The following is a 17,586-nucleotide window of genomic DNA, read 5'->3' on the forward strand; positions in this document are numbered from 1 at the left end:
TCTCAGAGCGCCGTGTGGAATTCGGCGAAACGTGGCGAGTACGAGTAGCCGGCGTCCAGGCCGAGGAACTCCCGGACGGCGTCGTCGTTGCGGCTGCAGCAGAAGCCCACGATGATTTCGTGACTGGAGTCGCCTCGCAGGATCTCCCCGATCCGGTCGAACGACAGGCGGGGCGTGTTGTGCACGTACACGTTCGGCGACCAGAGGCTCTCCTGCCCCGTGGCCGCGTGCGGCCTGCCGCCGACGTCCTGGTGGTAGAACTCCGCTTTCGCTTCCGTGCCGGTGCGCTCCCCGAGCTCGGCGCCGTGTGTTCCGCTGAGAATGTCGACCTTTTTGCCGCGCGCCACCGCGTTCAGGGCAGCCCTCCTGACCATGACTCCGTCGACCTCGCCTTCGCTGACCCAGACCCTCGCACCGTTGCGGTTCTCGATGACGAACATGTCCCAGGGGGTCTTGTCCGGTAGGACGACCGGCAGGCCGTGGAGCTCGGGATCGGTCTTCGCGAGCTTCAGACCGAGCGTGGCCTTCCTCTTCGCCGGCCCTCCGAAGCCGCGTGCGGCCTCCTCGGCGAAGCCCGGGGCGCGCTCGGCCCCGAGGCGGGCCAGGCGCGCGCCGCCTTCGGCCAGCCCGGCCGCCCCGGTGCCGAGCGAGACCCAGCCGAGGACGGCCGAGGCCTTGGGGGAGGCGGTTTCGAGGGCACCGCTCGCGATGGCGGTGACGTCGGAGGCGACGCCGAGCGTGCCGACGACCAGGGTGGTGGTGGAGGCGGCGCTGATCGCGGCCATCACCCCGCCGGCGGCGACGATGGCCATGCCGCCGGTGACGGCGGCCAGGGCGAGGCCCGCGATGCCCAGGCCGATGCCGAGCCAGGCCTGCCAGCTCAGGTGGCCCGACGGGTCGACCCGGTTGACGGGGTCGCCCGCGCAGTACGCGTAGGGGTTGACGCCGCCCGCACCGAAGGGGCTCAGGGTGTCGGGGGTGGTGAACCGCAGGAGGACGGGATCGTAGGCGCGGGCCCCGTTGCCGAGGTGGTACCAGCCGGTCATCGGGTCGCTCCGCTGGCCGGTGAAGCCCAGCAGGCTGTCGGCGCCGCCCACCGGCCGTTCGCCGTAAGGGGTGCGGGCGTACGGTTCCTGGCCCTCGGCGCCGGCCGCCAGGTGGACGGTGCCGGCGCCGTCCGTCGTGAGCAGCCGGGTGCGTCCGTCGCGCGACTGGGCCACGTAGGCGCCGTTGCCGAGCTGCAGGAGGCGGGCGGGCCGGCCGTCCTCGGTGACGGCGGCGAGGGATTCGCCTCGGTAGTGGAGGACGGTGGTGTGGCCGTCGGTCCGCTGGGTGAGCAGCCGGTTGAGCGGGTCGTAGCCGTACTCGTTCGCCGGGCCCGTCGAGCGCAGGCGGCCGAGCGGGTCGTAGGCGAGCGTGCGCCCGGCCCGGTCCGTGATCAGGCGCCCGGCCGCGTCGTAGGCCAGGGTGATCCGGGGCGGGTGGGTGCCGCCGGTGTGGGTGATGCCGGTGAGCTGGCACGGGTCGGACGGGTTCTCGTACAGGTAGGTCGCGGTGTCGGAGCCGTCGGAGCCGTCGGCGTACTGCGACCGGCACCGGGTGACGTTGCCGAAGGCGTCGTGGTCGAAGGTCTGCGCGGTGATCCCGTTGCCCTGGGCGTCGGTCGGGGGCGTCGGTCCGGCGCAGGTGTAGGCGGTGAGCCGGTTGCGGCCGTCGTAGCCGAAGGTCTCGTCGCGCAGCAGCGTCGTGCCGGAGGTGGACGTCCTGCGGGCGAGGAGGTCGTTGTCCAGCCACTGCTGGGTGAGCGACCAGGTGCGGCCCCGGCTGTCCCGGGTCGAGCGCGTCACCTCGCGGCCGAAGTCGTCCAGCGTGAGCGTGGTGGTCAGGGTGTACCCGGACTGCGGGTCCCTGACGGTCCACGAGGTCGGTCGGCCGTCGGAGCCGTAGCTCACCGACACGCCCATCGCCGGGTCGGTGATGGCGGTGATCCGGCCGAAGGTGTCCCGCAGGGTCTGCCGGGCGGTGCCGTCCACTCCGGTGTAGCCGGTTTCCAGGCCGCCGGGCGTGAAGGTCCATCGCGCGGTGACGCCGGGACCGCCGGATCGGGTGGTGGTCTCGGTGCGGGGCAGGCCGGCGGGGGTGTAGTCGCGCGTCACCGTGACGTCGGCCTCCTGCGCGCTCGTCAGGAAGCCGGAGACGGGGTCGTGCCCGAGGCTCTGGGTGAGGGAGTCGGCCTGGACCCGGGAGACGGCGTTGCCGAGTTGGGGGACGAAGGCGTAGGTGATCTGCCGCTGGTCGGGGGTGGTGACCTGGGTGGGGAGGGGGTCGCTGTCGTGGGCGTACCGGTAGGACCAGGTGCGTCCGCCGGAGCTGGTACCGGTCAGTCGGCCCAGGCCGTCGAAGGTCTGCGCGCCGTAGGGGATTCCGGCCACGGTGAGCGTCGTGGCGAGGCCGCCGGAGGAGAACGGTGCGTAGGCGCGGGTGACGGCCGTGCCGTCGGGCAGGGTGGTGCGGGTGAGCCGGCCGCGCATGTCGTAGTCGTACTGCGTGGTGTTCCCCAGCTCGTCGGTCTCGCGGCGCAGCCGGCCCCGGCCGTCGTGCTCCAGTGTGCGCCGTCCGGAGGGGGCGCCCTTGAGGTCGAACCGCTCCGTCGCCACCGGCTCGCCCCGCGTGTTGAAGGTGGTCACCCCCGTTCCGGACACCGGGCTTCCGCCGCCCAGTTGCTGGACCGTGGCCGTCAGCGAGACCGGGTCGATCCGGGTGAGCCGGCCGGTGCCGTCGTCGCAGGCGATTGCCGACAGCCGGCCCCAGTCGTCGTAGGACAGGATCCGGGTCAGCTCGGCCGCTCTGCCGCCGCCGTCGGGAAGGTGGTCCGTCACCGACTCCGATGCCGTGCGGCCCAGTTCGTCGTAGCTCACGCGCTGGACGACCTGCCAGGTGCCGTCGCCGCCGGTGTGCCGGCGCTCGCCGACGACCGGCCGCCCGGCGCCGTCGAAGCTGACGCGCCGCTGGTTGCCCAGCGGGTCCGTGGATGTCGTGACGAACGGGGCGGAGGTCCCCACCTCGTAGGTGTGGGTCTCGGTCGCCTCGTACGGGGTGCCCGGGTGGGTGGTGCGGGTCAGCGTACGGCCCAGGCCGTCGTAGCTCGTGGTCACGGTGTTGCCCTGCGGATCGGTGGCCGACCACAGGCGCCCGGTGAACCGCGAGCGTCGCTGCGAGCGCATCGTCGTCAACCGGTCGTGGGTCGTCAGACGGTGCGTCTGGACCAGCGCCTCACCGTCCGTCCGGAAGGTGAAGGCGTGGGACGCGGTGTAGGAGTCGCCGCCCTCGCCGTCCGGGAACTCGACTTCGGCCAGCGCGGTGATGCGTCCGAACTCCGGGCCCGAGGTGCCGTAGGCGAGGTCCTCCCTCCGCAGGAGCCGGCCGTCGGCGTAGTGCCGTTCCGAGGACTTCACCACCGCGGTGGGCACCCGCGCGTCCGGTGTCGCGTACGAGGTGTAGGAGTAGGACGTCCTGACGGCGGGTGCGTCGAACCCGGTGCCCGGCGGCGTGTGCGTGACGGCCCTGAGCCACCGGGTGAATCCGTGGGGATCGGGCGGGCAGTCCGATCCGCTGCCGCCCGTGGGGTAGAACTCCCAGTCGGTCCGGGTCCCGTCGGGATCGGTGCGGCTGCGCGGGTTGCCGGCGTCGTCGAAGTCGGTCTGTGTGACCTCGGCGCGTGATCGGCCGTCCGGGTCGGTCCAGGTGACGGTGCGGGTCTTCGGGAGCTGGAAGCGGTCGTCCTGCTGCTCGAACCGCCGGCCGACGACCGCGTGGTAGTCGGTGCGAACCTGCCGGGAACAGCCGTTGCGGCTCGTCGTCTCGTCCGTCTGCAGGTGGTAGGTGTTGAAGGTGCGGGTGGTCCTCGTGGTGCGGCCCCCGGTGGTGACCGACTCGGTGGAACCGTAGGTGTAGCCGGTCAGGGCCCCGTAGAGACTGTCGAGGTCGGAATTCCAGGCAGCACCGGAGCGGCCGCCGAGGAAGTTGTTGTCGGTGTAGCTGTAGTCCACCTCGGTCTGCGGCTGGTCGCCGCCCGGTCTGCGGACGTACCGCGTCACGTAGGGCAGGGCCGGCAGTCCGGCGGAGTCCGGGAACCGGTGACCCGTCCCGCCCTGGGAGTAGGAGACGGTCTCGGACATTCCGCCGGGCATGCCGACCCGGGTGATCCAGGAACCCCACGCCCCCTGCCGGCCCACCGGTTCGGAGCTGAAGCTCCAGACCAGCGGCGCGTCCGCGCCGAGCCCGAAGTGGTGCACGCTCGACAACAGGCCTTCCTGGAAGCGCAGTTCCACGCGGTACCCCTCGGAGTGCCCCGGCAGCACCGTCAGGGTGGCCTTGGCGCTCCCGGTGTAGTCCACGGTCAGCAGGGTGTCGTTCTCGTCGTTCACCGCCTTGAGACGCGGCACCGAGCCGTGGCCGAAGTCCCAGGTCAGGCCGAGGGCGTGCCCGGCGGGCGTCAGCAGCGTGGTGGGCACCTTGAGGCCGAACGCGTTCCGCGGCCCGGTGAGGATCTCCACGTCGCCGGACTTGTGCACCAGGCGGTACGCGTCCCGGTCCTTGGTGACGCGCACCGTGTCCAGCTTCTTCTGCCTCAGGACGACCGTGCTGTCGGTCTCCTGGACCTTGTACTGCTCTCCGGAGGCCAGGACCAGCAGCCGGTTGTCCCGGTCGTAGGCGGTCAACCCCAGCGAGACGCCCCGCCCCAGGCCCGCATCGGTGCCGTTGAGCGGTGAGTAGCCCAGTACCAGCGGCAGCGACGGCCCGAGATTGCGGTTGCCGACCAGATTCCCCAACGAGATCCGCACGTTGAACAGTCCGGTCCGCGGATCCACACCCCCCGCGACCGCACTCCCGAAGTTTCCGGCCTGTGAGTAGAACGACGGCGGTGAACTCATGAAGAACACTTCCGGCAGAGGCGGACAGGGCGGAACGGGAGGACAGGGAGGAACGGGCGGACAGGGCCCGGGCGCCGGCCCCCTCAACCTCTCACCAGACTGACGGCTCCGATGCTCACGTGTGGTGCGGACACGCAGAATGGCTGATTCCCTTACAGGACAACAGACTTGAGGGGACCAAGGGGCCATCGGGGCCCGCGGGCAGGGCGGCGGTCCTGCCGGACCGGACCCGTACCCGTACCCGGACCCGGACCCGGGTCAGGTCTGCGAGGCTGCCTCCGGGCCCGGTCCGGGCGTGAACCGTACTCGCGTGACGGCGTCGTGGAGGGCCTGTGGGTCGTCCGCGTGCAGCCTGATCACCGTCACGAGGCGGCGCGCGCCGAGGAAGGTCGGTGCGTCGACCGGTTCGGTGAGTTCGAGTGTGACGGAGGTCTGTGAGGCGATGGGGAGGTTGAGTTCGCCGTCCTTCTTCTCGTGGGTGAAGCGGGTGTCGCGGCGGACGGAGGCGATCCGGTCGAGGGGGAGGCGGATGTCGACGCCGGCCGCCTGCCGGATCCGCAGGGTGCGGCCGGCGAGGACGTGCGGCCGGGTGCGGGAGGCGGCGTGCAGCCCGAGGATGAACAGCACGGTGTAGACGTCGACCACCAGGAGGACGGCGTGGAGGACGGGTAGGCCGGCGAGGAGGAGGGACAGGGCGCCGGTCTCGACCACACAGGCGAAGGTGAGGGCGTACATGGTCGTGGCCTGGTCCCGGCCGTGGGTGAAGACCGCGTCGGCTCCGTCGGTGCCGTGCGGCCGGCGGGTGACCCACCGGACCAGGCTCTCCATGACACGTCGCTCGTGTGCGAGGACGCGCAGCACGGGTACCGGAACGATCCGTGGGCGCTTCGGTGGCGCGGTGCCGGCGGGCTGCGGCCGGGGCGCCGGGGGCGTGGAGGTCATGCGGACTCTCCCTGGCGTCGCTTGAGGAGTCCGAGCGCGCGGTGCACGGCCGCGGCCTGGGCCGGGGCCAGGTCCTCGTAGAGGGCCCCGGCCGGGCCCCACGCGCCTGCGCCGGGAACGTGCGCCGCCAGATTGTCGGGCAGAAGAGCCGCCAACGCTTCGGCCGCCCGTGCCACCTGCGGACTGTCCGGCGCCTGACCGACGAGGTCGTCCAGCAGGCCGTAGACCTGTCCCGCGTGCTCGGACATCTCCTGCAGCGCCGCCATCAGCGACACCCGCCGTTCCTCCGGGGTCGCGGCGTCGAGGAACGCCAGGTGCTCGCGGTCCTTCGCGGCCGCGGGCGAGTCATCGGCGCCGCCGAGCGAGGCCAGCAGACCGGCGAGCTCCGGCGAGACCGGTCCCCCGGGGAGCAGGGACCCCTCCTGCGCCTGAACCAGCAGCGCGGCCAGCCGCGACCGTCGCTCCCGCAGGAGGGCCTCCTGCCGTGCCAGGTCGGCGTCCAGCTCCTCCAGGACCTCTCTCAGGTCATGGCCTTCGGCGTCCGCCAGGACGTCCCTGACCTCGTCGAGTCCGACTCCGAGCTCGGTCAGCCGACGGATCCGGGCGAGCAGGACGGCGTCCCGTATGCCGTACTCGCGGTACCCGTTGCTGCGTCTCAGGGGTTCGGGCAGCAGCCCCAGATGGTGGTAGTGCCGTACGGCCCGCGGGGTGACCCCGACCAGCGCCGCGACTTCGCCGATTCTCATGAACCCAGTGAAAACCATGACGTTGCGGCAAGGTCAAGGACAGGCGCGCCTGCCCCCGACCCGGCCGCGTCGGTCCGTCGGCGAACTCTTCCGTTCGTCCCGACGACTCCGGCCTTTGGTTCGACGAGCCGCTCAGGAGAAGGACCGGCCCGGAGAATCACATGATCGACCGGACGGATCCTCAGGCCCTCTCGTGCCGCCTCAGCCATTCCGAGATCGCCCGGTTCGTCTCGACCGGCTTCTCCTGCTGGATCCAGTGGCCGCAGTCCAGGCTGACCACGTCCACCTGGGGCACGAACTCGGCCAGGTTCTCGGACCTGCGTACCGTGTCCCGGTCGCCGTAGATCATGAGTGTGGGCTGCCGGACGATCGGGTCCACGTCCGCCAGCAAGCGCCAGTTGCGGTCGAGGTTCCGGTACCAGTTCACACTGCCCGTGAACCCCGCCGATTCGAAGGCGGAGACGAAGACAGCCAGTTCGCCGTCGCTCATCACGGGCTCACCGAGCGGCTTCTCCGCCCTGGCGAGATCGATCAGTGCCATACCCGGCCGAGGCTCCCTGGGGGGCTCGTTCTTCCGGTAGATGTTGCGAAGGAACTGGAAGGTGTTCTCTTCGAACACGGCGTCCGCGACGCCCGGCTGCCGATTGAAGTGGACGAAATAGAAGTCGCCGCCGAGTACCTCCTCCATGGACTCGATCCAGGGCCTTTCTCCGCGCTCCTGGTAGGGCAGGCTCAGGTTGATCACCTTATTCACACGGTCCGGATGCAGCAGGGCCAGTCCCCAGACGACCATGGCACCCCAGTCATGACCGACAAAGGTGGCGTCCTCGTACCCGTAGTGATCGAGAAGTCCGACGAGATCACCCGACAGGTGTGCAAGGTCGTAGTCCGTGACGTCGGCCGGGCGGGACGAATTGCCGTAACCCCGCTGGTTCGGGACGATGACGTGGTATCCCTCTGCGACGAGGGCGGGCACCTGGTGGCGCCAGGAAAAGGCGTGCTCCGGCCAGCCGTGGCAGAGCACGATGGGCTTTCCGGCATTCTGTCGACCTGCTTCGAAAACTTCGAGCTCCACGCCGTTGACCGGAACAACGGTGGGCTCGGGGAAATCGGATGGATTGAACACTGAATTTCTTCCTCATCTTTTCGGGATTCGGGACGATCAGGCGGCGAAGGTTCCCGACGACGGCGCCGGTGCAGCCCCGGCAGGCCGGGGGCCGACACGGTCGCGGGTGGTACGACTCGCCCCTGAGGCCATGTCGCCATCCTGCCGACGAACCCGGTCACCCCATGACCGGTTTTGTGTGGAAGTGTTGCCGGCGTGCGAACCGACCGGCTGGTGGCCGTCCTCCTCCTGCTGCAACGGCGCGAGCAGGTGACAGCGGCGGAGGTCGCCCGAGAGCTGGAGGTGTCCGAGCGCACCGCCCGCCGCGACCTCGACGCCCTGGCCACGGCCGGGGTGCCCGTGTACTCCGTGCAGGGCCGGGGCGGCGGCTGGCGCCTCGTGGGCGGCGCCCGCACCGACCTGTCCGGGTTGACCGCGGGTGAGGCCCGTGCGCTGTTCCTGGTCGCGGGCCAGGCCTCGGCCGCGACGCCGGCCGTGAGAGCGGCTCTGCGCAAGCTCGTCCACGCCCTGCCGGAGCCCTTCCGGGTGCAGGCCGAGGCCGCGGCGTCGTCGCTGGTCATGGACCCGCAACGATGGGGGTCGAGCCCGGTCAAGCACCGGCCGGCCCGCTTCCTCGACGAGCTCCAGGACGCGGTGATCCGAGGCGTCCAGGTGCGGCTCGGCTACGTCGACGGCAAGGGCGCCGAAACCGCGAGGACCGTCCACCCGCTGGGCATCGTGGCCAAAGGTCCGTCGTGGTACCTCGTCGCCGACACCGGGGCCGGCCGGCGGACCTTCCGGATCGACCGCGTGTCCTCCGTCGACCCGACCGGCGATCCCGCGCGGCGACCCGCGGACTTCGACCTCGCCGCGAGCTGGCGCGAGATCGCCGACGAGGTCGACCGCAGGCGGACGCCCCTGGAGATCCAGGCGGTGTGCGCGCCCGACGGGATGGGCCTGCTCCGAATGATGCTCGGCCCTCGGCTCGTCGTGGGAGGTTCCACGACCGACGGCCGCGTCGAGGTCGTGATCCGCGGCTACAACGAGTACGCGCTCGCCGGCGAGCTCGCCGGACTGGTCGAATGGCTCGACGTGACCGGCCCTCCGGGTGTGCGGGACCGCCTGGCCTCGATCGGCAGCGCGCTCGTCGAGCGGTACGGCTGAGACCCTGATGCGGCGCCGGCCGGCGGGCGGTACCGACTCGTACGGCTCGGACAGAATCCCGGCCTACCCGCCCCAGCCTGCTGCGGCAGGCTTCAGGTGCCCATGATCCTCGCGAAGGTCGCCGGATCGGCGTCGAAGCCGTGGACCCCGGGCCGGAATCCCCAGACCCCTGAGCTGTCCCGGACGAACTCCGCGACCCTCGCCGCCGTGGCCTCACCGGTGCCGGAGAAGTCCACGACCGCGAACTCGTCGCGCCCGTTCCGGATCTTCAGCACGGGGTTCGCTATGTCCCCGAACGTCAGCCGGCCGGCGTTCTGCTGGATGGCGACGCCCACGACAACCCGGCGGTAGCGGTCCGCCAGACGGTCGAGCTCCAGGACCAGGCGCTCGTCGACGCCGAGGCCCTTGCCGTCGCGGCTGTCCCTGGTGAGTGTGATGGTGCCGTCGGGAGCGCGGCTGTCGAAGTGGACCAGGTAGGAGGGGGCGACGGACGGGGCGTCGGCGGTGTACGTCGCGGCGACGAGGTCCAGATCGTGACGTGCCGAGCCGGCTGGGCTCGGATCCCACAACAGGCCTACTTCGATCCGCTCCAGACCCTTGTTGAGACTGCTCACCGGACTCTCCCTTCGTCGTCACACCGACCCACGGCGCCATGGAGTACCCACCCGATGGTGGGCAACGACAGTGTACTGACATGTGATTGACAGGAAGTGAGCTTCGCGCGGGCGAACCTCGGGCCCGGCTGACCGTCCGACCCGCGCGGACCCGGCCCAGGGGCAGGGCCTCCGCGTGGTCGGGCGGCGAGGCGGAGGCCGAGGAGCCGGGCGGCGCGGCCGACGGAGCCGGGCACGAGGTGGCGGTAGATCTCGAAGGCAGCTCCGGCCCGGACCACCGCGGTGCCGGTCGCCGCCCACGGGCCGAATCCGACCGCGGGTCCGGCGTTGCGGTCGCGGGCGGCGCGCAGCCGCTCCACGGATCCCGCGGCGGCCCGGCGGCCCGGCGGCCCGACGCCCGACGGCCCGGGGGAGCAGGGAGCGCCCGGCGGATTACCCGCCGCGGCGACGGCCCGCAGGTGCGGGGCCGCCGTTCCGGATGCGGCGGGCCGAGTTTGGCGGTGCCATGGAGAGACGCTGTCGGGCGCCTGATCCTTCCGCCGTGAAAAGAGGCCAGCTCCCGTGACCGAGGATCCCGCCGCCGGCGAACACGCCCGTCCTGCCCGGTCGGGTGCCGGCTCACGCATGCTGGCACCACTCGCGCTGGCGCAGTTCATCTGCAGCTTCGCGGGCTCCAACATGAACGTGATGATCAACGACATCAGCCACGACCTGGACACCACCGTGCAGGGTGTGCAGGTCGCGATCACCGTGTTCCTGCTCGTCATGGCCGCGTTGATGATCCCGGGCGGCAAGGCGACCGACCGGTTCGGCCGCAAGCGCTGCTTCCTCGCGGGCCTCACGGTCTACGGCGTCGGCGCGCTCCTCAGCGCGGTAGCCCCCGGACTCGGCGTGCTGATCCTCGGCAACTCGCTCCTCGAAGGCGTCGGCACCGCCCTGCTCATTCCCCCCGTCTACATCCTCACCACGCTGCTGTACCCCGACCTGACCTCCCGCGCCCGCGCATTCGGGGTCATCATGGCGGCCGGCGGCGTCGGTGCGGCCGCGGGCCCGCTGATCGGCGGCCTGATCACCTCCGCGATCAGCTGGCGCGCCGCGTTCGTCTTCCAGGCCCTGGTGGTCGCGGTGATCATCGCACTGAGCCGAAACATCGCCGACCCGCTCCCCGCCGACCCCGATCGCCACTTCGACGTGCGCGGCGCCGTCCTGTCCGCGGGCGGGCTGGTCCTGATCGTCACGGGCATCCTCGCCGCCGACGACAACCTGTGGCTGACTCTCGGCCTGATCACCGCCGGCGCCCTCGTCCTGGGCTGGTTCCTGCACTGGATCCGCGGCGAGGAGCGCGCCGGGGTGGAACCACTGCTGTCCACCAGCCTCTTCCGCAACCGCACGGCCAACCTCGGCCTGGTCACCCAGAACGCCCAGTGGCTGCTCCTCATGGGTACCTCGTTCACCGTCGCCACCTACCTGCAGGTCGTCCGCGGCTACGACGCCATCGAGACCGGCGTCATCTTCACCGCCGCCACCCTCGGCGTGCTCGCCTCCTCCCTCGCCGCGGAACGCCTCGCCAGGCGCTTCCCCCAACGGACCCTGATCATCAGCGGGTTCGCCCTCGCCGTGTTCGGCATCGCCCTCCTGCTGGCCCTGGTCGCCGGCCGACCCGGCGCCTGGGCGTTCGCCCCCGGGCTGCTGCTGATCGGCCTCGGCCTCGGCGTCATGCTCACCCCCTCCGTGAACATGGTCCAGTCCGCCTTCCCCGAGGACCAGCAGGGCGAGATCTCCGGCCTGTCCCGGAGCATCTCCAACCTCGGCTCCTCCTTCGGCACCGCCGTCGCAGGCACCATCCTCGTCGCCAACCTCACCCAGAACGCCTACGCCGCCGCCATGGCCACCCTCGCCCTCGCCGCCCTCATCGGCCTCGCCGCAGCCGTCCGGCTCCCTCGCACCGCCCCCACCGCACCGACCCGGGCCGGGACCCGGCCCCGACCGTGACTCCGGCCGGCTGCTGGTCCCGGCCCCGCGGCCCGTCCGGCAGCACGGGGCCGCGCCCACGCGGGAGGCGTGGGCGCGGCCGTGGCATTGCGCAGGTGCGGGAGTCAGCGGGTGCGCCGGCTCCTCAGCAACAGGAGCGCTCCCACCGCGACGGTGCCGAGCGCGGCGAGGCCGACGAGGGGCAGGACCCTGGCCGCGTTGCTGCCGGTCTGAGGCAGGTGGCCGCCGTGGTCGGGGCGGGGCGGGGGGACGTGGGTCGGGCTCTTGCCGGGCACCGGGCCGGGGCTCGTGGTCGGGCCGGGGCTCGGCGAAGCGGTCGGGCTGGCGCCGGCGCTGGGGCTGGGTGAGGACGTCGGGCTCGGTGAGGACGTCGGGCTGGGGCTCGGGCTGGGACTCGGGCCGGTCACCGGGACCTCGGCGCGGCAGCGCGCGTCGGTGGAGCCGGGACGGCAGTTGTTCGGGTAGCTGTCGGAGGCGACGGTGTTGCGCAGCACCACGTCGGCGGCCAGCGGGGAGCGTACGGTGACGGAGTAGTCGATGGTCACGGTGGCCCCGACGGGCAGGTCCCCGGTCCAGGTCAGGGCGGTGCCGGCGAACTGCACCCGGCCGGAATCCGCAGTGGCGTCGTTGTTGTAGGCGGCGGAGTTCAGTACGCCGGACAGGTCGTCGGTCAGGGTGACGCCGGGGGCGTCGCTCCGGCTGGTGTTGGTCGCCCGGATCCGGTAGCGGACGGTGTCGCCGGGCTTGGCGGTGGCGGGGTCGGAGGACTTGACGACGGTGTAGCCGGGCACGGCGGCGACGGTGTTGCGCACGGTGTTGCTGGTGCGCTCCTGGACGCGCTGGGTCTGGTTGCCCTGGAAGCGGAGGGTGGCCGTGTCGTCGAGGTGGGTGCCGACGGCGGCCGCCGCGTCGACGGTGACCTGGAAGGTGACGTTGGCCTCGGCGCCCGGGGCCAGGTCGGGGACCGTGCAGGTGACGGTCTGTCCGCTCGCCTGGCAGGCGGGGTTGGAGCCGGGGACGAAGGTGGTGCCGGCCGGGATCGGGTCGGTCACGGTGACGCCGGTCGCGGTGTCGAGGTCGGCGGTGGTGCCGTCCTGGTGGCGGTTCGCGACGGCGAAGGTGTAGGTGATGGTCTCGCCGGGGCCGACCAGGCCGGGCGGGTTGTCGTTCGGGTTGCCGGGCGGGGTGTTGGCCTTGGTGATCTGCAGGTCCGGTTCGAGGGCGTCGACGGCGAGCCAGACCGCCTGCGGGTGCAGTGCGTCGCCCGCGCCGTTGATCCGGAGCACGGCCTGGGCGCTGTTGGCGGGGATCTTGCCGGTGACGTCGATCGTCCGGGCGTCGTAGCCGTAGTTGTTGACCGGCGCGGGGTCGCGGGTGGTGAGGTTCGCACCGGTGCCGTCGGCGTTGACCGTGTCGATCCGGCTGGTGAAGGCGTTGTCGGTGGCGACGCCGGTGGGACCGGGCATCGGCAGCAGGGTGAGGCTGTCGGCCGCGGCGCCCACCAGCAGCTGGTCTCCCGCGATCGGTACGTCGCCGTCGCCGACGGTGACGCCCATGGTGGCCGGCGGGGCGGTCGCGGGCGTGCGGATGCCGGCGAGGGTGAGCGTGGCCAGGTTGTCGGGGGAGCGCAGCAGTTGGAAGCCGTCCCAGACCTGGAGGTAGCGCAGCGGGTCCGCCTGGTTCTGGTAGGCCACCACCAGTGACCAGCCGCCCCAGCAGCCCACGTTGTTGCCACCGGAGTTCTGGGCGGAGGAGCGTCCGGCGCACGCCTGGATGTCCGCGACGGTGTAGCTGCCCGGGCCGGCGGCCTTCACCTGGGAGGTGACGTCCTTCACGCCCGCACCGGCGAGCAGCGGCTCCGGCGGGGTACCGCCCACCTGCTGGTCGAACCAGTCGTAGGTGTCGGCGGTGAGCTGCTCGTAGGAGGTGCCGCCCGGGACCTTCCAGGACACCAGGTTGCCGGTGTTGATGTCTCCGGAGGTGCCGCCCGCGGTACTGGTGTTGGTCGGGTTGAACTGCCAGTACAGGCGGGCCGACAGGACCTCCGCCCCGGCCGGGATCACCAGCTGCGCGGAGGACGCGTTGTCACCGGGCGCGTTCGGGTCGGTCTTCACGAACTTGGTGCGGCCGTTGTTGGTGCCCTCGGTGTCGTTGCAGACCGAGCCGTCGCTGTCGTCGCAGGTCAGAACCGAGTTGGAGGCCATCGTCAGGTTGCCGTGCGCCAGCAGGTCGACCACCGGGTCGGGGCCGATCGGGCGCTGCGTCCCGGCCCCCCGGGGCTTCGGCTCGGCCGCTTCGGGCACCGGCTTCGAGTCCGCCCGGACGGCTCCGGCCCTCGGGGTCCCCGCGGAGGCGGCCGGGGAGGTGACGGCCAGCGAGGCGGCGCCCGTACCGAGCGCCACCGCCAGCAACGCGGACAGGACGTGCGGCGGACGCAGCCGCCGTTGTCGGACAGGTGACACGGGAACCTCGCTGTCGGGAGGCGACACGAACAGCAGGACCTCGTACCTTCGCTGACCGGCTCCGATGCCTGGCGGAGGGGACCTTCACCCGCCCGGGTCAACACCAGTAGCCGGATGGCCCGGGGCGTGGGCGGTGGGCGGTGGGCGATGAGCAGGCAGCGGGCGGAGCCGGCGCGTGAGGCACGGTCACGGCAGCACCGGCAGGGAGACCGGGCCCCGCACCAGCCTCGTGTTCCGCCACTCCAACTCCCCGGCGGGCACGGCGAGACGGAGCAGGGGGAAGCGCGTGGCGAGGGCCCGGAACACGATCTCACCCTCGGCGCGGGCGAGGGGTGCTCCGAGGCACCGGTGGATGCCGTGCCCGAAGGCGAGATGCCCCTTGGTGTCCCGGTCGAGGTCGAACCGGTCCGGGGCGGGGAAGCGCGCGGGGTCGTGGTTGGCGGCGCCGGGCGCGATGAGCACCGGGGATCCTGCGGGGATCTCGGTGCCGCCGAGGCGGACGTCCTCGGTGGTGAACCGGAAGGTGGCCGTGCTCACGGGGGAGTCGAGCCGGAGGAGCTCGTCCACGGCGCTGCTCACCAGCGCCGGCTCATCTCGCAGGCGGTGCAACGCATTCGGGGCCTGCAACAGGGCGAGGAGTCCGTTGCCGATCAGGTTGGCGGTGGTCTCGTGCCCGGCCACGAGAAGGAGCACCGCGAGGGAGACGAGCTCGTCCTCGCCGAGCCGGTCCTCGCCGTCGCGGGCACGGATCAGGTCGTGGAGCAGGCTGTCGTCGGGGGTGCGGCGCTTGGCTTCGACGAGGTCGGCCATGTAGCCGGCGACGGCGTGCGAGGCGGCGTCGATCCGTTGGGGCTGTCCGGCCGCGAAGAGCTCCTCGGACCAGGTGCGCACCGCCGCGCGGTCGGCGTCGGGAACCCCCAGCAGTCGGCAGATGACGGTGACCGGCAGCGGGACGGCGAGGCTCTCGACGGCGTCGGACACTTCGCCGGGCACCCACGCGTCGAGCAACTCGTCCGTCACGCGGGCGATGTACGGGCGGAGCCGCGCGACGGCGCCCGGCGTGAACGCCTTCGTCACCAGGCTCCGCAGTCGTGTGTGCCGGGGTGGATCGGTGGCCAGCATGCTCCGGGACACGGCGGGGTGCAGGGTGCGTCCGGTGCCCTTGCCGGCGAAGAAGGTCGCTGTGTCCTTGGACAGCCGCGGGTCGGTGAACGCCTCCCTGGCTTCGGCGTAGCCGGTGACGAGGTAGCTCGGCCTCCCTCCTCCGCCGGGCATCCTCAGGACCGGTGAGGTGCCTCGGAGTGCCGCGAAGACGGGGTACGGGTTCCGGAGGAAGCCGGGGTCCTGCAGTGGGTTGCTCATGCTCGTCCCTGTGCCGTTTCGACTGTCGTGCCTCGTGCGGGGTGGTCCGGACGACGTGGCCTGCGGCGTACGCCCGTGCGGTCGAGCGTAGCCAGGTGGCCTCGGCGCGAAGGGGCGGGCCGGGCGGGTGGTGCGTCAGTCGCCTTTCCGCGGAGCCGTGTGACTGTCGGGCACGTGGAGGATCACGAGGGAGGTCGATCGGCGTCGGCCGGTGTGCCGGGCATCGCGGCGCACCGGCCCCGCACCCGGTCCGGGGCGGCGAGGACAGTGGGCGCTGCCCTCGCCGCCGCACGGTCAGGACGCGTCGACCAGCAGGTGGCCTTCCGCCGGGTCGTGCGCGGCGGTGCGGCCGGCGTAGGCGGACTCGACCCGGGACCGCTCGGCCGCGTTGGGGACGGCGCTCTTGCAGGTGGTGCCGGCGCTGGAGCCCGACATCAACTGGGAGCACGGTCCGGGCTTGGTGTCCGGCAGGCCGAGGTTGTGGCCGATCTCGTGGGCGGCGATGCGGGTCTTGTCGTGGCCCTCGGTGACCGCCTGGCTCCCGAGTTCCACCCGGGCCTGGCCGCCCGGACGGACCGGTCCCAGCGTGGCCTGCGGCCAGCCGGTGGTGGCGACGATCTGGATCTCGGCGCGGGTGCCGGGCCGGGCCGCCACCAGCTTGACGTTCTTGGTGTTCGCGTTCCAGGAGGCGACGCCGGCCGAGACGGCGGCCTCCCAGCCGGCGGCCCGGGTGGCGTCGTAGTAGAGGGTGGTCACGGCGGCGGCGCCGGTCCGTGCGGCGTCGGGTGTGGACACGGCCTGCGCCGCAGGCGCCATGATCACGGTGATGGCCGCGGCGGTGCCGATGGCTGTGAACCACTTCGAGTGGGACATGACGGTCCTTACGTGGGGTCGGTCTCCCCGGGACGAAGGGGAGGGGGTGGCGCGGGCGGTGGGCATCGCCACCTCCGCGAAGGGGCGGGCGCCCCAGATTTGGCGGTGAACTGTCAAGTAAATCGACGGCCGGCACGCGGGTGTTACGCCCGTTCCCGGCAACGGCGCCCGGTCGCGGTTGCCGCAGACGGACTCGAAGCCCGTGGGTGGTGGGCGAGCCGCTCTCCCTCCGGGGCGTCAGTCCGGCTTGACGCACCGGGCGTCGAAGGCGTCCCGGACGAGGGCCAGCAGCAGCGACCGGGCGCCGATGAGGGGTGACTCGCGGTGCAGGGCCAGCACGTGTCTTCCGAGGAGCGGGTCGCCCGCGAGTCTTCGCATGACCACGCCCTCCCGGGCTCTGGCCGATCCCTGCAGCAGGGTGAGGCCGACGCCCTGGGTGACCAGGTCGCACAGGATGCCCACCTGTCCGATGCGGAGCGGTGAGACGCACGGCGCGAATCCGGCGGATCCGCAGGCCGCGACCAGCGCCCCGTAGTCGTCGCAGCCGGGATCGTGGGGCGGGAGGAGCCAGGTCTCGGCTGCGAGGCCCGCGAGGTCGACCCGCTTCTGTCGGGCGAGGGGGTGCCCGGCAGGGAGGACGACCACCACGGGTTCGAGTCCGATGACGTCGACGACGACTCCGTCGGGCGGCGCCGCGCCGAAGCCCTCCAGGTCGACCAGGCACCCTGCGGCGATGGACCGGTCCGCGACCCGGCTCATGGCCTCCCCCGTGGTCGCGCACTGCACGAAGCTCACGGGGTTGCTCAGGACGGCCGGCAGGTGGATCGCCAGATGACCCAGGAACGGGCCGGAGCTGCCGCCCACCGTCACCGGCTCCAGGCCGACCGCCGACCGGAGACGGCAGCCGCGAATCCGGTCGGCGCTGGCCACCGCGTCACGGGCATGCAGGATCACGAGCTCACCGGCCCGTGTGGGGGTGACCCCGCGAGCCGAACGCTCGAAGAGGGGCTGGCCGAACGAGGCTTCTATTCTGCGCAGTTGGGTGGTCATCGCCGGCTGGGAGAGCATCAGGGTGGCAGCTGCCCTGCTCAGACTGCCCGCGTCGGCGATCGCCAGCAGGATGCGGAGGTGCCGCAGTTCCAGTTCCATGGCTGAGCGAGGCTAGTTCACGCCCCCATGTCATGTCCACGGTTCTGGCGTGAAACGCGGGACGTGAGACGTGGGGCGTGAAGTGTGGGGCGTTGGTCCGTACCTGACGGTCCGTCATCTCCCGACCGGCGGAGGGCGGCGCGGGGGGGGGGGGGGGACCCCGGCCGGCCGCGGGCGGGGGGGCCCCCCCCCCCGGGGGGGGGGGGGGCCGCCGGGCGGGCGGGGCAGTGGGGGCCGGGGGAG

General features: G+C 72.2%; 11 protein-coding genes. 2 read left to right on the forward strand and 9 right to left on the reverse strand.

All coding sequences use genetic code 11. From position 1 onward, the window contains the following. Positions 1–2: 2 nt before the first annotated feature. The 4 genes from ACFWOG_RS16980 to ACFWOG_RS16995 form a co-directional block, all read right to left on the reverse strand. On the reverse strand, positions 3–4,934 hold the full coding sequence (locus tag ACFWOG_RS16980) for an RHS repeat-associated core domain-containing protein (protein WP_380359150.1): 4,932 nt from the start codon (positions 4,932–4,934) through the stop codon (positions 3–5). A gap of 258 nt (positions 4,935–5,192) precedes the next feature. Next, on the reverse strand, positions 5,193–5,876 hold the full coding sequence (locus tag ACFWOG_RS16985) for a hypothetical protein (RefSeq protein ID WP_380359153.1): 684 nt from the start codon (positions 5,874–5,876) through the stop codon (positions 5,193–5,195). Continuing rightward, positions 5,873–6,622, reverse strand: coding sequence for a MerR family transcriptional regulator (locus ACFWOG_RS16990; RefSeq protein ID WP_380359156.1), 750 nt, complete (start codon positions 6,620–6,622; stop codon positions 5,873–5,875). The genes ACFWOG_RS16985 and ACFWOG_RS16990 overlap by 4 nt, the downstream gene beginning before the upstream one ends. A gap of 181 nt (positions 6,623–6,803) precedes the next feature. After that, positions 6,804–7,748 (reverse strand): alpha/beta fold hydrolase, encoded by a 945-nt coding sequence (locus tag ACFWOG_RS16995; RefSeq protein WP_380359159.1) that lies wholly within the window; start codon positions 7,746–7,748, stop codon positions 6,804–6,806. 195 nt (positions 7,749–7,943) lie between these two features. On the opposite strand from ACFWOG_RS16995, the gene ACFWOG_RS17000 reads away from it, so the two are divergent. After that, complete coding sequence (locus ACFWOG_RS17000) at positions 7,944–8,891, forward strand: helix-turn-helix transcriptional regulator (protein WP_380359162.1); 948 nt, start codon at positions 7,944–7,946, stop codon at positions 8,889–8,891. A 92-nt stretch (positions 8,892–8,983) separates the two neighbouring features. On the opposite strand, the gene ACFWOG_RS17005 is transcribed toward ACFWOG_RS17000, so the two are convergent. Further along, on the reverse strand, positions 8,984–9,505 hold the full coding sequence (locus ACFWOG_RS17005; RefSeq protein ID WP_380359165.1) for a TerD family protein: 522 nt from the start codon (positions 9,503–9,505) through the stop codon (positions 8,984–8,986). Between the two features lie 624 nt (positions 9,506–10,129). Here ACFWOG_RS17005 and ACFWOG_RS17010 point away from each other — a divergent pair. Further along, on the forward strand, positions 10,130–11,497 hold the full coding sequence (locus tag ACFWOG_RS17010; RefSeq protein WP_380359168.1) for an MFS transporter: 1,368 nt from the start codon (positions 10,130–10,132) through the stop codon (positions 11,495–11,497). A 104-nt stretch (positions 11,498–11,601) separates the two neighbouring features. Here the strand turns inward: ACFWOG_RS17010 and ACFWOG_RS17015 are convergent, their stop codons facing one another. The 4 genes from ACFWOG_RS17015 to ACFWOG_RS17030 all read right to left on the reverse strand — a co-directional run bounded on the left by ACFWOG_RS17015 (position 11,602) and on the right by ACFWOG_RS17030 (position 17,343). Further along, positions 11,602–13,959, reverse strand: coding sequence for an LPXTG cell wall anchor domain-containing protein (locus ACFWOG_RS17015; RefSeq protein ID WP_380359171.1), 2,358 nt, complete (start codon positions 13,957–13,959; stop codon positions 11,602–11,604). Positions 13,960–14,145: 186 nt separating this feature from the next. Next, entirely contained in the window at positions 14,146–15,321 is a 1,176-nt protein-coding gene (locus ACFWOG_RS17020) for a cytochrome P450 (protein WP_380359174.1), read from the reverse strand. Between the two features lie 294 nt (positions 15,322–15,615). Continuing rightward, complete coding sequence (locus ACFWOG_RS17025) at positions 15,616–16,194, reverse strand: snapalysin family zinc-dependent metalloprotease (RefSeq protein WP_380359177.1); 579 nt, start codon at positions 16,192–16,194, stop codon at positions 15,616–15,618. Between the two features lie 237 nt (positions 16,195–16,431). After that, the gene (locus tag ACFWOG_RS17030; protein WP_380359179.1) at positions 16,432–17,343 is read right to left on the reverse strand and encodes a LysR family transcriptional regulator; all 912 of its coding nucleotides are present in this window, start codon (positions 17,341–17,343) and stop codon (positions 16,432–16,434) included. Positions 17,344–17,586: the final 243 nt, after the last annotated feature.

It is taken from the genome of Kitasatospora sp. NPDC058406 (genome assembly GCF_042722765.1).
Taxonomy (GTDB): Bacteria; Actinomycetota; Actinomycetes; order Streptomycetales; family Streptomycetaceae; genus Kitasatospora.

What these genes read in the sequence shown, in the direction of transcription:
- ACFWOG_RS16980 (WP_380359150.1), bottom strand. Translation starts at nt 4,934, where the DNA reads ATGAGTTCACCGCCGTCGTTCTACTCACAGGCCGGAAACTTCGGGAGT.
- ACFWOG_RS16985 (WP_380359153.1), bottom strand. Translation starts at nt 5,876, where the DNA reads ATGACCTCCACGCCCCCGGCGCCCCGGCCGCAGCCCGCCGGCACCGCG.
- ACFWOG_RS16990 (WP_380359156.1), bottom strand. Translation starts at nt 6,622, where the DNA reads ATGAGAATCGGCGAAGTCGCGGCGCTGGTCGGGGTCACCCCGCGGGCC.
- ACFWOG_RS17010 (WP_380359168.1), top strand. Translation starts at nt 10,130, where the DNA reads ATGCTGGCACCACTCGCGCTGGCGCAGTTCATCTGCAGCTTCGCGGGC.
- ACFWOG_RS17020 (WP_380359174.1), bottom strand. Translation starts at nt 15,321, where the DNA reads ATGAGCAACCCACTGCAGGACCCCGGCTTCCTCCGGAACCCGTACCCC.
- ACFWOG_RS17025 (WP_380359177.1), bottom strand. Translation starts at nt 16,194, where the DNA reads ATGTCCCACTCGAAGTGGTTCACAGCCATCGGCACCGCCGCGGCCATC.
- ACFWOG_RS17030 (WP_380359179.1), bottom strand. Translation starts at nt 17,343, where the DNA reads ATGGAACTGGAACTGCGGCACCTCCGCATCCTGCTGGCGATCGCCGAC.